The organism is Mycolicibacterium wolinskyi str. Jessa 2025, from assembly GCF_049241375.1.
GTDB lineage: Bacteria > Actinomycetota > Actinomycetes > Mycobacteriales > Mycobacteriaceae > Mycobacterium > Mycobacterium wolinskyi.
In genome coordinates, this window is the sequence record NZ_CP185960.1 from 5777229 (window position 1) to 5792376 (window position 15148).

Here is a 15148-nt window from a genome sequence, read left to right on the forward strand (position 1 = left end):
GACGAGTCCTTCTGTTATAGGGATGCGATGGCTGCCCGCACGTGGGCGAGGATGCGTGACGCCGATGTCGGCGCCGGGTTCGGACCGGGGTCGGCGGCCGACAGGTTGGCCGCGCGAGCATGGACGAAGGCCGCGGCCGCGGCGGCTTCTCCGGACGGCAGGCCGGCCGCCAGGAGTGCGCCGATGATTCCGGACAGCACGTCACCGGAGCCCGCCGTCGCGGCCCACGACTGCCCGGCCGGGTTGAGATACGTTGCCGCGCCGGGCTGTGCGATGACGGTGACGTTGCCTTTGAGCAGCACCGTCACGCCGAGCCGCTCGGCGAGGTCGCGCGTCGCGGCGACGCGGTCAGCACCCACCGGCACGCCGGCCAGTCGTTGGTATTCGCCGGCGTGCGGCGTCAGCACGGTCGGCGCGCTGCGGTCGGTGACCGGGCCGCAATCGGCTGCCAGCAAGGTGAGTGCGTCGGCGTCGGCGATCACCGGCAGGTCGGATTCCAGCGCGAACCGCAGCGCGGCCTTCGCGGTGTCGTCGGTGCCGAGCCCTGGCCCGACCACCCAGGCCTGCACGCGGCCCGCTTCTTGCGGGCTCGGTGCGGCGACCACCTCCGGCCAATGCGAAAGAACTTGTGCGGCAGCACTTCCGGCGTAGCGAACCATGCCGGACGTGGCAGCGACGGCGGCGCCGGTGCTCAACACCGCAGCGCCCGGGTACGTCGCCGACCCGGACAGCACACCGGTGACGCCCTGCGTGTACTTGTCGTCGTGCGGCCCGGGCACCGGCCAGCGGGCCTTGACGTCGACGGCCTCGAATCCGATGAGGTCGGTCGGCGCGAGGTCGAGGCCGATGTCGACGAGTTCGACGCGGCCGCATTCGCCAAGCGCGTGTACGGGTTTGAGCCCACCGAAGGTGACGGTGACGGCGGCGCGCACGTACGGACCGTCGCCGGCGCCGGTCTGCACGTCGATGCCACTGGGGATGTCGACGGCGACGACCGGCGCGGTGTTGGCGGCGAACACCGCCGCCGCGTCGGGGCGCAACGGGCCGCGCCCAGAGATGCCGACCACGCCGTCGATCACCAGATCGGTTGCCGTACCGATGGTTTGTACGACGTGACCGCCGGCGGACCGGAACGCCGCGAGCGCCTCGGGGTGGGTGCGATCGGGATTGAGCAACACCGCGTCGGCCGCCGCTCCCCGGCGCCGCAGAAAGGTGGCTGCCCACAACGCGTCGCCGCCGTTGTCGCCCGAGCCCACCACGGCGCAGATGCGCCGGCCCGCGATCCCACCGGTCCGTGCCCTCAATTCGCGCCCGACCGCGGTGGCCAAACCGTAGGCGGCGCGCCGCATCAGGGCGCCGTCGGGCAGCGATGCCAACAGTGGCGCCTCGGCTTCACGGATCGCGTCGGCGGAGTAGTAGTGCCGCATCAGCTCCCATTCCGCTCGTCGTGTCCGCGCGTCAACAGGTTACGTGCGTTTGCTCGGCGGGGTCAGGATTTGATGGCCGTCACCTGACGATGCGCCCGATGATCGCCCCTGCCGCACGCAACCGGTCCGGCGGGTGCGAGGCATAACCGAGAACCAGGCCAGGCGGTCCGGGCAGTCGCCGATGCCAGGACAGCGGGTGCACCAGCACACCGGCGCCGCGCAGCTCGTCGGCCACGGCAACGTCGTCGACCGCGTCGGGCAGCATGGCCAACAAGTGCAGGCCCGCGGCGACTCCGGTGACCCTCGCCGCCGGTAGCGCGGCGGCCAGGGTTTCGAGTAGCGCGTCGCGCCGGGCGCGGTGTCGCGCGCGGACGAGGCGGATGTGGCGGTCGTATTCGCCGGACTCCAAGAGTCGCGCCAGCACGAGTTGCGGCACGGTCGGGCTGCCGAGATCGGTGGCGTGCTTGGCGGCCACCAGGTCGGGGTGGCGTCGCCGCGGCGCGACCAACCAGCCCAGCCGCAGCGCGGGCGCCAGGCTCTTGGAGGTGCTGCCGGCGTAGGCGATGCGATCGGGCGCCGAGGGATGCAGCGCGGGCACGGGCGCGCGGTCATAGCGGTACTCGGCGTCGTAGTCGTCTTCGATCACCACTCGCCGTCCCACGCGAGCAGCTCACGGCGCCGCTGCGGGCCGAGCACCGCACCGGTCGGGAATTGATGGGCGGGCGTGAGAAACACTGCGGCTGCGCCAGTTTCGGCCAACGCCCGCACCTGGATACCCTCGTCGTCGACCGGCACCGGTGCTGCCCGCAGGCCCCAGTACTCGAGTTCCTCGACGGCACCGCGCGAGCCCGGGTCCTCGACCGCGATGGTGTCGAGACCTTCGCGCTGCAGTTGCTGAGCCAACAGCGCCGCGGCCTGTGCCACCCCGGCGACCACCAAGATGTCGTCGGGATCGACGCGGAGCCCGCGCGTGCGCCCGAGCCACGGCGCCAGCGCGTCCCGCAGCCGTGGATGCCCGCGCGGGTCGCCGTAGCCCAAGTCTTCCGGCGACGTCTCCGCGAGCACCGCGCGTTCGGCGCGCAGCCAGGTGCTGCGCGGGAACGCCGACAGGTCCGGCACTCCGGGTGAGAGGTCGATGCCCTGGCCGATGGGCAGGCGTGGCCGCGGGAGTCGAGGCCGACCTGACGGCGAAACCGTGCGTGTGGGTCGCGATGGCTGGACCGGTCGAGCGAGCACGCGGGTGCCGCCGCCCGTGCGCCCGCTCACCAGGCCTTCGTCGGCGAGCCGGCGATACGCCTCGACGACCACACCGCGCGACACGGCGAGTTCGCCGGCCAGGATCCGGGTGGCCGGCAGCCGGACGCCCGGGGTGAGCCGGCCGTCGGCGATCGCGCCGCGCAGCGCGTCGACGAGCCAGTCCGTGAGGCCACGAGCCGGCGCGGATGCGGGGTCGAGCTGCAGAAAATCCGCGCCCGGCGCCATTTGGTCCATTACAGAAGTCCAAACTTGGTGCTGTTTGGTGAACCATGCTGCGCCCAACATGGGTTCATGTCCAGCCCCATCCGCGCCGGCCTGTTCGGCGCACTCGGCATGACGTTCGTCGGCGGCAGCGTCGCGGTCTCCGGCGCACTCGCCGACGCGCCACTGCACACCGCCCAGGCGCTGCGCTATGCCATCGCCTGCGTGTTGTTGCTCGCCTGGGTTCGGCTCACCGGCCGCCCGCTGCGCCGACCTCGTGGTGCGGAGTGGCTCTGGCTACTCGGCGTCACCGCGAGCGGTCTCGTGCTGTTCAACGTGGCACTCGTGCACGGGTCGCAGCATGCCGAGCCTGCCGTGCTGGCGGTGGCGGTCGCCTGTGTGCCGATCGCGCTGGCCACGGTCGGGCCCCTTTTGGAAGGCCACCGCCCGCACACGCGAATCCTGTTCGCCGCCTTGGTGGTGAGCGTCGGCGCCGTGGTGGTCGAGGGTCTCGGCCGCGCGGATGCGATCGGGCTGGCCTGGGCCATCGTCGTATTCGTGTGCGAAGCCGGCTTCACCCTGCTGGCCGTGCCGGTGCTGGCCGCGCACGGGCCGGCCGGGGTCTCGGTCCACACCACATGGTTGGCGGCGGCGATGTTCGGCGTCCTCGCACTGATAACCGAAGGTTGGCGAGCTGCAGCAGATTTCGATGCCGGTGAGGTTCTGGCGATCGCGTACCTCGCCGTCGGCGTGACCGCGATCGCCTTCATCCTCTGGTACACGTGCGTGCGCGGGCTCGGCACCGGGCGGGCCGCTTGCTGACGGGCGTGGCACCCGTTGCGGCGGCGGTCATCGGCATTCCGCTGACCGGAGATATCCCCGGTGTGGCGGTGTGGTGCGGCGTGGGGTTGATCGGGTGTGGGCTGGCGATGGGCTTGGGCGACAACGCCGAGCGTGAGCTTGTTGGTCAGATCTCGGCGAAAACTCGCAATTAAGTTCACATTCGGCGGCGGCCGGCCGTCACTCCCCTGGTTTCAGGCCGAATCGGATGCCGGAAACCAAGAGATTCAGGCCGAATTCGAACCGTGCATCGAAGTCGAGCAGATGGTCGACAGGGCTGGACGCAAGGTGCGGATAGCTACCGGCGTGCAACACGCCCTCGAGCGTCTCCAACTCACCACCGGTGGCACCCTGCTGCTCAAGCACCTCACCCAATACGTAACAGAAGACCGCACCGGCGGCCCACAACGCATGTTCGCCGACCAACCCGATCGCCTGCATGCAGCCTACGAGCGTGTCAGTGAAGGTGAGGTTCGCATGCTTGGCGGCATAGTTTCCGCCGACGATCCGGGCTCCGTCACGTTGCGCCAACAACGCCGAACGCAGGCCTGCCGCAAGGCTTTTGACCTGAGCCGCCCAATCAGTGCTGTCCGGCGGGAAATCTGACATAGCGTTCGCGAGAATCGTCTCCGCCATCTCGTCCATCAGCGCGTCTTTACCGTCGACGAGCCGGTAGATGGTCGGCAGATGCGCGTTCAGGCGGTCAGCCAGCCGCCGCATCGTCAGCGATTCCAACCCGCCCTCGTTGATGAGCGACAGAGCTTCCGCCACGACGCGTTCGGTGCTGAGGTTCACCAGCCCGACCCGCTCCGTACCAGTTGACACGTTAACGATGTTAACACTAGGGTCTGACCTGCAATTAACATTGTTAATGGAACGGAGGACGTGACGTGACCGAAGGGATCGGCGTTGCCGTGCGCCAGCTCCGGTGGGAGGCCGACGGCGTCGTGTCCGTGCAGTTGCAACCGTCGGCCGGTGGCCTTCTTCCGCCCTGGAGTCCCGGCGCCCACATCGATCTGGTGCTGCCGACCGGCATCCAACGCCAGTACTCGTTGTGCGGCCCGGTCGGCGAGCGGTCTTACTACCGGATCGGGGTCCGGCGCGAACGGGCCAGCCGCGGCGGGTCGGAGTACGTGCACGCGTTCCTGCGGCCGGGTCAGCGCCTGATGATTGCCGGTCCGCGAAACACGTTCGAACTCCGACGCGCCGATTCATACGTGTTCGTGGCCGGTGGCATCGGCATCACGCCGATCATTCCGATGATCCGTCAAGCCGAATCTTGGGGTCTGGACTGGAAACTCCTCTACGGCGGCCACACCGTCACGTCGATGCCATTCCTCGACGAACTTCGGGCGCACGGTTCACGCGTGACCTTCTATCCATCGGACGCGGACGGCCGGATACCGCTGACCGAACATTTCGCCCAAGTTCGCGCGGGAGTGAAGATCTACGCGTGCGGTCCGGCGACGATGCTTGCGTCGCTTGAGGACGCTGTCGCGCACTGGCCGCCCGGCAGCCTGCAGCTCGAGCGGTTCAAGCCGAGGTCGAAACCGTCGACGCCAGACAGGCCGGTGGAGGTGGTGTGTGCGGCGTCGGGCAAGACCGTCACCGTTTCCGAGGATCAGAGCATCCTCACCGCACTGGAAGCCGGCGGCGTCAATGTGCCGTCGTCGTGCCGGTCAGGGATATGCGGAGCTTGCGAAACCCGCGTGCTCGAGGGTGTGCCCGACCATCGCGACGACATTCTTTCCGAAACCGAGCGAGCCGCGAATGACCGTATGTACGTTTGCGTTTCGCGTGCGCAAACCCCACAGCTCGTTCTCGACGTGTGAGGAGGGCAGGACATGGAAACAGCTACCGCCGCGGACGCATACGCGCCGATCACGATGGAGCGCATCCGCGAGGTCGTCGGCTTCCCGGAACGGTTCATCGCGGAGAAGAAGGAAGCCAAACTGGGCGAATTCTCCGCCCGGTTCATCGCGCACAGCCCATTCTTCTGCATGTCCACGGTTGGCGCCGACGGCCAACTCGATACCAGTCCGCGGGGAGACCCACCGGGTTCGGTGCGCATTCTGGATCCGTGGACGCTCGCGATTCCCGACCGGCCCGGCAACAAGCTCGCCGACACTCACGAAAACATCACGAGTCATCCCGCGGTTGGGCTTGTCTTCTTCGTGCCCGGCCTTCGCGAGGTGATCCGGGTGAACGGTGACGCATTCGTCACCGACGATCCCGAACTACTCGACATGCTCAGCGCAGACGGCAAACCGGCGGTGCTGGCGACAATCGTGCGGATTCGCGAAGTCTTCGGCCAATGCGGCAAGGCCGTCATTCGGGCCAAGTTGTGGGAGGGTGACAGCCGCGGGCTGGCCGAAGCCGTGACCCTCGGCGGGGATTTCTACACCCTCACGATCACCGAAAGCGCCGCGAAGATGGCCGAGAAGCTCGGCAACCTCGCCGGTTCACTACACGCCGTCATCGACGACCACTACGAGAACGACTTGTATTGACCCCGACATGGGTTCACGTTCGGCGGATGTCGTCGATCTCGTCCCACATCCGGCCGGCCCGCTCGGCGATCTCGTTCGGATACTCGCCGTTGATGGCATGTGAGGCGGCGGGCCAGATTTCGACCTGACCGCGCGGCAGGAGCCGTCGGGCCCGTTCGGCCGCCCGCTGCGCGTCCAGCATGACGCTGCGTCCTGCGAGCAGCGCGAGTACGGGCACGTCGAGTGAGCGCAACTGCTCGTCGGTGAACAACTTCGGCATCGGGTTGCGGAGCACGAAATCCTTTGCACCCGAGGCGATCAGCTCCGCCTCGGTCGCGGCGGCCTCGATGTCGGCCCCACCGGATATCCACGACATCACGCCCCGGCGCCACTTCTCTGGCACTCCTGGAGCGAGCAACGCGACCGAAGCCAGTACCGGTTTCAGGGGGACGCGCGCGAACGTGAAGACGGGGTCCAACAAGGTGATCGACGCTATGCGGCGCGGCCGGTGCACCGCGCAGTTCGCCGCGGTCCAGCCGCCCATGGACACTCCGAGCAGATGCGCGCGTTCGAATCCGAGCCCGCCGAGGGTTTCGTCAAGCCACTGCGCCTGTCTTCGCCACCACGGATCTTGGTGTGCTGCACCGACAGTCCGGCCTCACCCAGTAGATCGATGCCATAGACGGTACGACGCTCGAGCAGTGGGCCGAGATTCGCGAGATACATCGGCGTTGACGCGTTGCGGCCCGGCAACAGCACGACCGGCGCACCGTCGTCGGGTCCGCCGAATCGGTAGGCCCGCACGGATCCGAACGAGGTCGGTACATCGAAGAGTCCGAAATCCGGCAGCTGGGCCATGCCGTTGCGATAGGTGGCGAGGAAGTGATCGAAGGCCGCCGCGCTGACGAATGCCCCGAGGTCGCCCCGGCTCCACCGGGGCGCGATGTTGACCGCTGGTACCGCGAGGTCCATCAGACCGGGGTCCCGAACGTGAACAAGATGCCGAGATTTCGCGAAAAACTCGACATCTTGTTCACGTTGGACGAAACGATGATTATTCGACGGTGACGGACTTGGCGAGGTTGCGCGGCTTGTCGACGTCGTAGCCGCGGGCCCGCGCCACGCCGGCCGCGAACACCTGCAGCGGGATCGTCGACAGCAGCGGCTGGAAAAGCGTTGAGACAGCCGGGATCTCGATCAAATGATCGGCGTACGGCCGCACCGTATCGTCGCCTTCCTCGGCGATGACCACCGTGATCGCCCCGCGCGCCTGGATCTCCCGGATGTTCGACAGCAGCTTGGCGTGCAGCGTCTGGGCGTTCTTGGGCGACGGCATGACCACGATCACCGGAAGATTCTCGTCGATCAGTGCGATCGGGCCGTGCTTGAGCTCGCCGGCCGCGAAGCCCTCCGCATGCATGTACGCGAGTTCCTTGAGCTTGAGCGCACCCTCCAGCGCCACCGGATAACCGACGTGTCGGCCCAGGAACAGCACCGTCGACGACGGCGCGAACCGTTGCGCCAACTGGCCCACCGGAGCGATGCCGGCCAGCACGCGGGCAACCAGATCCGGCATGGATTCGAGCTCGCGGTACTCGCGCTCGACCTCGTCGGGGTATTTGGTTCCGCGGGCCTGCGCCAGCGCCAGGCCGACGAGGTAGTTGGCGGCGATCTGGGCGAGGAACGTCTTGGTGGCGGCCACGCCGATCTCCGGCCCGGCGCGCGTGTAGAGCACCGCGTCGGCCTCGCGCGGGATCTGGCTGCCGTTGGTGTTGCAGATGGCCAGCACTTTGGCCTTCTGGGTCTTGGCGTGCCGCACGGCTTCGAGCGTGTCGGCGGTTTCGCCGGACTGCGAGATCGCGATCACGAGCGTGCTGCGGTCCAGCACCGGGTCGCGGTAGCGGAACTCGCTGGCGAGCTCGACCTCGACGGGCAGCCGCGTCCAGTGCTCGATCGCGTACTTGGCCAGCAGGCCCGAGTGGTAGGCCGTACCGCACGCGACGATGAACACCTTGTCGATCTCGCGGAGTTCCTGATCGCTCATCCGCTGCTCGTCGAGCACGATCCGCCCGTCGACGAAATGGCCGAGCAGGGTGTCGGCGACCGCCGTCGGCTGCTCGGCGATCTCCTTGAGCATGAAGTAGTCGTAGCCGCCCTTTTCGGCGGCGGACAGATCCCAGTCGATGTGGAATTCGCGGTAGTCGACGTCGGTGTTGCCGTAGAAGTCGCTGATCCGGTAGCCGTCGGCGGTCAGCACCACGGCCTGGTCCTGTCCGAGTTCGACGGCGTTGCGGGTGTGCTCGATGAACGCGGCCACATCGGAGCCGAGGAACATCTCGTTCTCACCCACGCCGAGCACCAGCGGGGTGGACCGGCGCGCCGCCACGATGGTTCCGGGATCGTCGGCGTTGGCGAACACGAGCGTGAAGTGGCCCTCGAGGCGCTGCAGGACGGCCAGCACCGACGCGGGGAAATCACCCGCGGTGTCGCCGTGCGTGTACTGCCGGGCGACCAGGTGGACTGCGACCTCGGTGTCGGTATCGCTGGCGAACTCCACGCCGGCGGCCTCAAGCTCGGTACGCAGGGCGGCGAAGTTCTCGATGATGCCGTTGTGGACGACGGCGATCTTGCCCGCCGCATCGCGGTGCGGATGGGCGTTGCGGTCGGTCGGCCTGCCGTGCGTCGCCCAGCGGGTGTGGCCGAGGCCCGTACTGCCGGTCAGGGTGCTGTCATCGGTCTCGGCGAGGGCGGCTTCGAGGTTGGCCAGTCGGCCGGCGCGCCGCCGCACCGTCAATCCGCCGCGACCGTCGATCAGGGCGATACCTGCGGAGTCATAACCGCGGTACTCCATGCGGCGCAGCGCGTCGACCACGATGTCGCGGGCCGGGCGCGCCCCGACGTAGCCGACGATTCCACACATAGGGATCCAGGGTAGTGCAACACCCACCTGGCACCCGATTCCGTGAGGTGTGGGCTACGGTCAACGGGTGGCCAGCACCAAGAAGCTCTTCGCTGCGTTGACCCGCCGCGGGCCGCACCGCGTACTGCGCGGTGACCTGGCTTTCGCCGGCGTGCCGGGTGTCGTCTACACCCCGGAATCCGGCCTGAACCTGGCCGGTGTGGCGTTCGCCCACGACTGGATGGCAAAGTCCGACAACTACACCAAGACGCTCGAGCACCTGGCGTCCTGGGGCATCGTCGCCGCGGCGCCCAACACCGAGACCGGGCTGGCCCCGTCGGTGCTCAACCTCGCATTCGACCTGGGCGCGGCGCTCGACATCGTCAGCGGGGTGCGGCTGGGGCCGGGCAAGATCAGCGTCCACCCGACCAAACGCGGCCTCGTCGGTCACGGGTTCGGCGCGTCCGCGGCGGTGTTCGCGGCGGCAGGCATGCCGAACAAGCCCAAAGCCGTCGCCGCACTGTTCCCCACGATCACCAAACCGCCTGCCGAGCAGCCCGCGGCGACGCTGCAGGTGCCGGGCTTGGTGCTGACCGATCCGGGCGATCCCATGACGTTGCGCTCGAATGCCGTCGAGCTCGCGCGGGCGTGGGAGGGCGCGACGCTGCGCACGGTCGACGACATCAAGGCCGGTGGGCTGATGGAGGGACGCCGGCTGGCCCGTGTCCTCGGCCTGCCCGGTGCTCACCGCGGCACCCAGAAGATCGTGCGTGCGCTGCTGACCGGCTACCTGCTCGCGACGCTCGCCGGTGACAAGACGTACAAGGATTTCGCCGACCCCGAGGTTCAGCTGCCCCACACCCGGACCCCCGACCCCAACGCGGATCCCGTCGCGCTGGAGGACAAGGTCGTCGCGCTCCTCAAACCCTGAGCGCACCCCAACCAACCGGTTGGGTATATAACTCGATGATGCGGACAGGCATCTTTCTGAGTTATGCCGGTGGCTTCAAAGAGGCCGCCGACCAAGTCGTCGAACTGGAGAAGGTCGGCGTCGACATCGCGCTCGTGGCCGAGGCGTACTCGTACGACGCGATCAGCCAGCTCGGCTACCTGGCCGCCAAGACCTCGACCATCGAACTCGGCACCGGGGTGGTGCCGATCTACACCAGGACTCCCTCACTACTGGCGATGACGGCAGCCGGGGTCGACTACGTGTCCGACGGGCGGTTCCGCCTTGGCATCGGCACCTCGGGCCCGCAGGTGATGGAAGGCTTTCACGGCGTGCCGTTCGACGCTCCGCTCGGCCGTACCCGCGAGGTCGTCGAGATCTGCCGGCAGGTGTGGCGTCGCGAGAATGTCCACTACGACGGCAGGTACTACCAACTCCCGCTGCCGGCCGACCGCGGGACCGGCCTGGGCAAATCGCTGCACTTGATCAATCATCCGGTGCGAGAACGTATTCCGATCACCATTGCGGCCCTTGGACCGAAGAACGTCGAGCTGACGGCCGAGATCGCCGAGGGCTGGCAGCCCGTGTTCTACTTCCCCGAGAAGGCCGATGACGTATGGGGCGAGGCGCTGCGCGCGGGCTTCGCCAAACGCGATGCGGAGCTCGGTCCGCTCGATGTCATGGTGAGTGCGAGCCTGGCGATCGGCGATGACGTCGACGACCGGCTGGCGTGGGCGAAACCCCAACTGGCCCTGTACATCGGCGGCATGGGCGCCCGGGGCAAGAACTTCTACCACAACCTCGCCACCCGGTACGGGTTCGGCGAGGTGGCCGACCGCATCCAGGACCTCTACCTCGCGGGCAAGAAGGCTGAAGCCATCGACGCGGTGCCCGATGAGCTCGTCCGCAACGTATCGCTGGTCGGGCCAATGGGTTTCGTCAAGGAGCGGCTGGCCGCCTACGCCGAAGCCGGCGTGACGACGCTGCTGGTGCACCCGCTGGCGTCCGACAGCGCCGAATCCGTCCGGTTCTGTGCGGAATTGGTGTCGCTGGCACGTTAGACCAGGACCGTGCCGCCGTCGACCGTGAGCACCACGCCCGTGCCGAACTCCTGTTCCATGAAGTAGACGTAGGCCAACGCGGTGTCGGTGGGCTCACCGATCCGCCCAACCGGAAGCTGTTGTGCGTACCGCTCGACGACCGCCTGACGATCGGCGTCGCCCAACGCCGACCACAGCGGCGTCACGATCGGGCCGGGCGCGACTGCGTTGACCCGCAGCGGTGCCAGTTCGATGGCCAATGCCCGGGTCATCGCGTTGATGGCACCGCACACCGCAGTGGGCAAAATGCCCAACCCGGGCTTCTCCGCGGCCGTGCCGCTCGTGAGGGTGATCGAGCCACCCGCGTTGATCCGCGGCGCGAACACCCGTATCGCCTGCAACTGGCCGATGAACCGGGTGCCGAAGAAGCCGGTGATCGCCTCGGGGGTGAGATCGTTGAACCCGATCATCTCCAGAGCCTCGCCCGCGGAGAACACCAGGTGATCGATCGTCCCGACCTCATCGGCCAACCGGTCCAGCGACTCGGGGTCCGTGAGATCGACGGTCGAACCGCGGGCGTAGTCGGGCAACGTGGCCAATGCGTTGTCGACGCTGGATTGCTTGCGCGACACCACGATCGGAACACCGCCACGGTCGGCGACGGCAGACGCGACACCCAGGCCGATGCCCGACGTGCCGCCGATGATCAGGACGCGTGCGTTCTTGAGGTTCATGTCTCCACTGTCGAGCCGGTGGCCGGGTTCGTCCAAGACTCTTTTCGTCGTTCAGCGATACCCTTGAGGTATGAGCAGCAGCGATCTCGATCTGCGCAAACTGCGGTACTTCGTCGCGGTCGCCGAAGAGTTGAACTTCGGCCGCGCGGCCCAGCGCCTGCACATCGCGCAACCAGTGCTGTCCCGCCAGATCAGGGCATTCGAGGACGAACTCGGTGCGCAGCTGTTCACGCGCGGTTCGCGTGGCACTCAGCTGACCCCGGCGGGGACGCAACTCCTGCAGGACGCCAAGGTTCTGCTCGACGAGGCGAAGGCGTTGCGCCAGCGGCTGTCTCGCGTCGCGGCACCGACCGTGACGGTGACGGTCGGGGTGATGCCGGGGCTGCGGGCGACGGCGGCCGCGACGGCGTTCGAAGCCGCCGGGTCCGGCCGCCGCGCGGTGGTACGCCAGGTGGGCTGGAACGAGCAGGTCGAGGTGGTGCGCAACGGCGAGATCGACGTCGTCTACGCCCGCGAGCCGATCGACCACCGCGGCCTCGGCACCGCACCGCTCCTGGAGGAACCGCTCGACGCGGTGTTGCCTGCCGACGATCCACTGGCCGCGCGGTCATCGGTGCGGTTGGCCGACCTGACCGACCGACTATTGCTGCAGGATCCCGCGACACTTCCGGAATGGCGTACCCAGGCGCCGGCCGATCAACGCTGGGCGCCGCCGCGCGCCACGGTGTGCACCGTCGAGGACAAACTCGAACACGTCGCCGCGCGCGAAGGCTTCGTCGTGCTACCGCGGTCGACGACGGCCTACTACCGGCGCCCCGACGTCCGGGTGGTGCCGATAGACGATCTTCGTCCCAGCCACGTCACCCTGATCTGGAATGCGGCCGTCGACAATCCGGTGCGCGACGCATTCGTGGCGGCGGCACTCGCCTGCCGCGACGACACGATCTGACTGTCCGCCATGGAGTAGGACCGCGCCGGCGCGGCGAAAAATGCAGTAGGGCATTACTGCATCCATACCCCCGCGGCGGCATGACGATGGTCCGAGACAGTGGAAGGACGGACACATGCGTCATGCAACCCCATCGCTCGCCCTCGCCGGCGCCCTCGTATTGCCCCTGGTCGCCGTACCGCCCGACGCCGACGCCATACGAACCGAAGTTCGCGCGGTGCAACCCGCAGCCGTCGCCAGGTACGCCCCCGACACCCTGCTTGTGCACCTTGGCCGAACCGCGGTCACTGCAGTTCCGCCGGGCGATCAGGCGGCGAGTAGCCAACTCGCCAACGCCACTTCCGCGGCGACGAGTGTCGATTGGCGGGCGTTGATCTCAACGATCACGAGTACCGCTGCCGCCGTGATCCTCGCCCCGGTTGTCGTTGCGTTCGTGGGCCTCGCATGGGTGATATCGCAGATTCAGAATTTCTTCTACAACCGCGAAAACGCAACTTCCGCAGCGGTTTTACCGACTGATACACCCGTCCAGGCCAAGCGCGAAGTGCCGACCGAGCCGGCAGCGGTGGACGAGCAACCCACTAAACCAAGGACTGCGAAGTCTTCGGCCAAGCCAACCGAACGCGAGCTGACCAAGCCTGCCCGGCGGGCACCGACACCTCGACCCGTGGTTCGCGAGTCGCTGGAGGACGGGGAGCGGCTCCGCGTTCTGGCTCCGGGGCGCGATGATCGCCGATCGACCACCCGCGACACCGCAGCCGATGATGGAGTGACCAAATCCAAATCCACTCCGCGCGAAGCGTCGCCGGCCAGCAAGTCATCGGCCGATCGCGACTCTGACGACGGCGAACGCGACGACAAACCTGACGATTCGTCCAAGCATCACCGGTGATATCACGTTCTGCAAACCATCTACCGTGTCCTCTGCGGTGCTGATGTGACCAGAGTGAGCATCGGTCACTGACCGACCTGCGGCAGCTCGTCAGCCGCGATCTCACACGGTGTCTCCCCCTCCGGCGCGGCGAGCGGTTCAGCGGCCGGCTCGGCAGGCGGTGGCGCCGTGTGGACCGGATCGGGCGGATCCGGCGGCGGCTCAACGCTTTCCACCTGTTCCGGTGCAACGGGTGTTTCGTCGTCCTCCTCGACGGGCTCGTCCTCAGCAGCCGCGTCGTCCTCGCCTTCCTCCTCTTCCTCGCCTTCGTCGATCGGATCCTCCGGATCCTCCGGACCCTCAGAGTCCTCGGCCACCTCGTCGTCGAGGTCCAGCGGCTCATCGTCGAGCGGATCCTCGTCCGGCAATCCCTCAGCAGCCGATCCGATCAGTCCACCGAACAGGTCGGCGAGCTGTTGGCCGGTGCCCGCCAAACCTGCGCCAATGTCGGGTAAACCGCCGCCGGCACCGGGCAATCCCGCGCCGAGCGTCTGGCCCAGACCCGGCGGCGTCAACGGCTCGACCGGTGCGGCCGGCGGCGGTGCCGGCGCGGACACCTCTGCTGGGCTCATCGTCGGCGGTGGAGCCGACCAACTCGGCGCCGGAGCCCACGACGGCACACTGCTCGGACCCGGGGTGAAGCCGGCGGGCACCGTGGGAGCACTCGTGGCGCCGACCGGCGGTGCGTCGTCACGGACCGCGGCGTCACGAGCCGCGACGGCAGGAGACCACGCCGGGCCGAGCGCCCCGGGTATCTCGAACACCGGAACCGGCCCGGACCTGAGCGCGGTCAGGGCCGCGTCGTAGGCATCGGCCACCGCAGTCGTCGCGGCGCGCATCGCCGCCAGCCACTCGCCGGCAATCTCGTTGTCCACGAAGGGCTTCACCTGCTGGTCGATGAGCTCGCTGGCGGTCGACCGGTCCCCCAACCCGGTGGTCACCGTGCGCGCCGCGGCCAGCCACATGTCACGCTGTGCGCCGTGGCGGCCCTCGATCTGCTGGGTGACAGTGACTTTGCGCTCGACCGCCGACCGTAACTCGTCGGAGAGCTGGCCCAGTGTCGATGAGGCAGCGCGCAGTGCCGTGACCGCGTGTCCCGCGGAGATTGAGTGGCGCTGCAGGAAATCGCCAGACGCTCGCGCCCCACTACCGTGCCAACCGTCAGACAGCACGCGAATCTGCTTGTCCTGCAATTGCAATGCCGGCTCCATCGATGCCGCCGCGGCCGTCAGCGCCGCGCATTCGTTGTCGATCGCCCGCAGATTCAGACCTCGTTCGGTGTCGTACCACTCGTGGACCTGACGGGCATGGCCGGTGAGGTCCTGATGGTGGTAGCCGAGCAGCCGGCAGGCCCACACATATTCGGCGAACGTGTCGACGGCGGGGCGTGCGGGCGCCAAAAGGTCTGTGGTGTCGATGTTCAGCGCCACCG

15 protein-coding genes and 1 pseudogene are annotated in these 15148 nt (G+C 68.0%); 8 read left to right on the top strand and 8 right to left on the bottom strand.

The genetic code is table 11. The annotated features are described in order from the left end of the window. Positions 1-14 precede the first annotated feature (14 nt). The 3 genes from ACOI2T_RS28580 to ACOI2T_RS28590 all read right to left on the bottom strand — a co-directional run bounded on the left by ACOI2T_RS28580 (position 15) and on the right by ACOI2T_RS28590 (position 2918). Positions 15-1427 carry an NAD(P)H-hydrate dehydratase gene (locus ACOI2T_RS28580; RefSeq protein WP_409501992.1) on the bottom strand — a complete coding sequence of 471 codons (1413 nt, stop codon included), beginning with the start codon at positions 1425-1427 and terminating at the stop codon, positions 15-17. Between the two features lie 79 nt (positions 1428-1506). Then, positions 1507-2088, bottom strand: coding sequence for an aminotransferase class I/II-fold pyridoxal phosphate-dependent enzyme (locus ACOI2T_RS28585; protein WP_409501993.1), 582 nt, complete (start codon positions 2086-2088; stop codon positions 1507-1509). After that, the gene (locus ACOI2T_RS28590; protein WP_409501994.1) at positions 2070-2918 is read right to left on the bottom strand and encodes an aminotransferase-like domain-containing protein; all 849 of its coding nucleotides are present in this window, start codon (positions 2916-2918) and stop codon (positions 2070-2072) included. The genes ACOI2T_RS28585 and ACOI2T_RS28590 overlap by 19 nt, the downstream gene beginning before the upstream one ends. Positions 2919-2975: 57 nt before the next feature. Between ACOI2T_RS28590 and ACOI2T_RS28595 the strand changes: the two genes are divergently transcribed. Then, positions 2976-3707 (top strand): DMT family transporter, encoded by a 732-nt coding sequence (locus ACOI2T_RS28595; RefSeq protein WP_421874889.1) that lies wholly within the window; start codon positions 2976-2978, stop codon positions 3705-3707. A 5-nt stretch (positions 3708-3712) separates the two neighbouring features. Beyond that, the gene (locus tag ACOI2T_RS28600; protein ID WP_421874891.1) at positions 3713-3880 is read left to right on the top strand and encodes a hypothetical protein; all 168 of its coding nucleotides are present in this window, start codon (positions 3713-3715) and stop codon (positions 3878-3880) included. A gap of 25 nt (positions 3881-3905) precedes the next feature. Here the strand turns inward: ACOI2T_RS28600 and ACOI2T_RS28605 are convergent, their stop codons facing one another. Continuing rightward, positions 3906-4520, bottom strand: coding sequence for a TetR/AcrR family transcriptional regulator C-terminal domain-containing protein (locus ACOI2T_RS28605; protein ID WP_409501996.1), 615 nt, complete (start codon positions 4518-4520; stop codon positions 3906-3908). 95 nt (positions 4521-4615) lie between these two features. Between ACOI2T_RS28605 and ACOI2T_RS28610 the strand changes: the two genes are divergently transcribed. Both ACOI2T_RS28610 and ACOI2T_RS28615 read left to right on the top strand, forming a co-directional pair. Further along, on the top strand, positions 4616-5557 hold the full coding sequence (locus ACOI2T_RS28610) for a PDR/VanB family oxidoreductase (RefSeq protein ID WP_409501997.1): 942 nt from the start codon (positions 4616-4618) through the stop codon (positions 5555-5557). Positions 5558-5569: 12 nt separating this feature from the next. Further along, positions 5570-6235 (top strand): MSMEG_1061 family FMN-dependent PPOX-type flavoprotein, encoded by a 666-nt coding sequence (locus tag ACOI2T_RS28615; protein WP_409501998.1) that lies wholly within the window; start codon positions 5570-5572, stop codon positions 6233-6235. A 13-nt stretch (positions 6236-6248) separates the two neighbouring features. Here the strand turns inward: ACOI2T_RS28615 and ACOI2T_RS28620 are convergent. Continuing rightward, positions 6249-7186: pseudogene (locus ACOI2T_RS28620) on the bottom strand (alpha/beta fold hydrolase). An 82-nt stretch (positions 7187-7268) separates the two neighbouring features. Further along, positions 7269-9134, bottom strand: a complete 1866-nt coding sequence (glmS, locus tag ACOI2T_RS28625) for a glutamine--fructose-6-phosphate transaminase (isomerizing) (RefSeq protein ID WP_409501999.1) — start codon at positions 9132-9134, stop codon at positions 7269-7271. Positions 9135-9201: 67 nt separating this feature from the next. Between glmS and ACOI2T_RS28630 the strand changes: the two genes are divergently transcribed. Then, entirely contained in the window at positions 9202-10044 is an 843-nt protein-coding gene (locus tag ACOI2T_RS28630; protein WP_409502000.1) for a dienelactone hydrolase family protein, read from the top strand. 38 nt (positions 10045-10082) lie between these two features. Next, the gene (locus tag ACOI2T_RS28635; RefSeq protein WP_409502001.1) at positions 10083-11123 is read left to right on the top strand and encodes an LLM class F420-dependent oxidoreductase; all 1041 of its coding nucleotides are present in this window, start codon (positions 10083-10085) and stop codon (positions 11121-11123) included. On the opposite strand, the gene ACOI2T_RS28640 is transcribed toward ACOI2T_RS28635, so the two are convergent. Next, the gene (locus ACOI2T_RS28640; protein ID WP_409502002.1) at positions 11120-11836 is read right to left on the bottom strand and encodes an SDR family oxidoreductase; all 717 of its coding nucleotides are present in this window, start codon (positions 11834-11836) and stop codon (positions 11120-11122) included. The two genes, ACOI2T_RS28635 and ACOI2T_RS28640, sit on opposite strands and share 4 nt — an antisense overlap. A gap of 70 nt (positions 11837-11906) precedes the next feature. On the opposite strand from ACOI2T_RS28640, the gene ACOI2T_RS28645 reads away from it, so the two are divergent. Together ACOI2T_RS28645 and ACOI2T_RS28650 are read left to right on the top strand one after the other, a co-directional pair. Then, the gene (locus ACOI2T_RS28645; RefSeq protein ID WP_409502003.1) at positions 11907-12785 is read left to right on the top strand and encodes a LysR family transcriptional regulator; all 879 of its coding nucleotides are present in this window, start codon (positions 11907-11909) and stop codon (positions 12783-12785) included. Positions 12786-13188: 403 nt separating this feature from the next. Further along, positions 13189-13677, top strand: coding sequence for a hypothetical protein (locus ACOI2T_RS28650; protein ID WP_409502004.1), 489 nt, complete (start codon positions 13189-13191; stop codon positions 13675-13677). A 65-nt stretch (positions 13678-13742) separates the two neighbouring features. Here ACOI2T_RS28650 and ACOI2T_RS28655 read toward each other — a convergent pair whose 3' ends face one another. Then, positions 13743-15146: a hypothetical protein gene (locus tag ACOI2T_RS28655; protein ID WP_409502005.1), complete on the bottom strand. Its 1404-nt coding sequence runs from the start codon at positions 15144-15146 to the stop codon at positions 13743-13745. Positions 15147-15148: the final 2 nt, after the last annotated feature.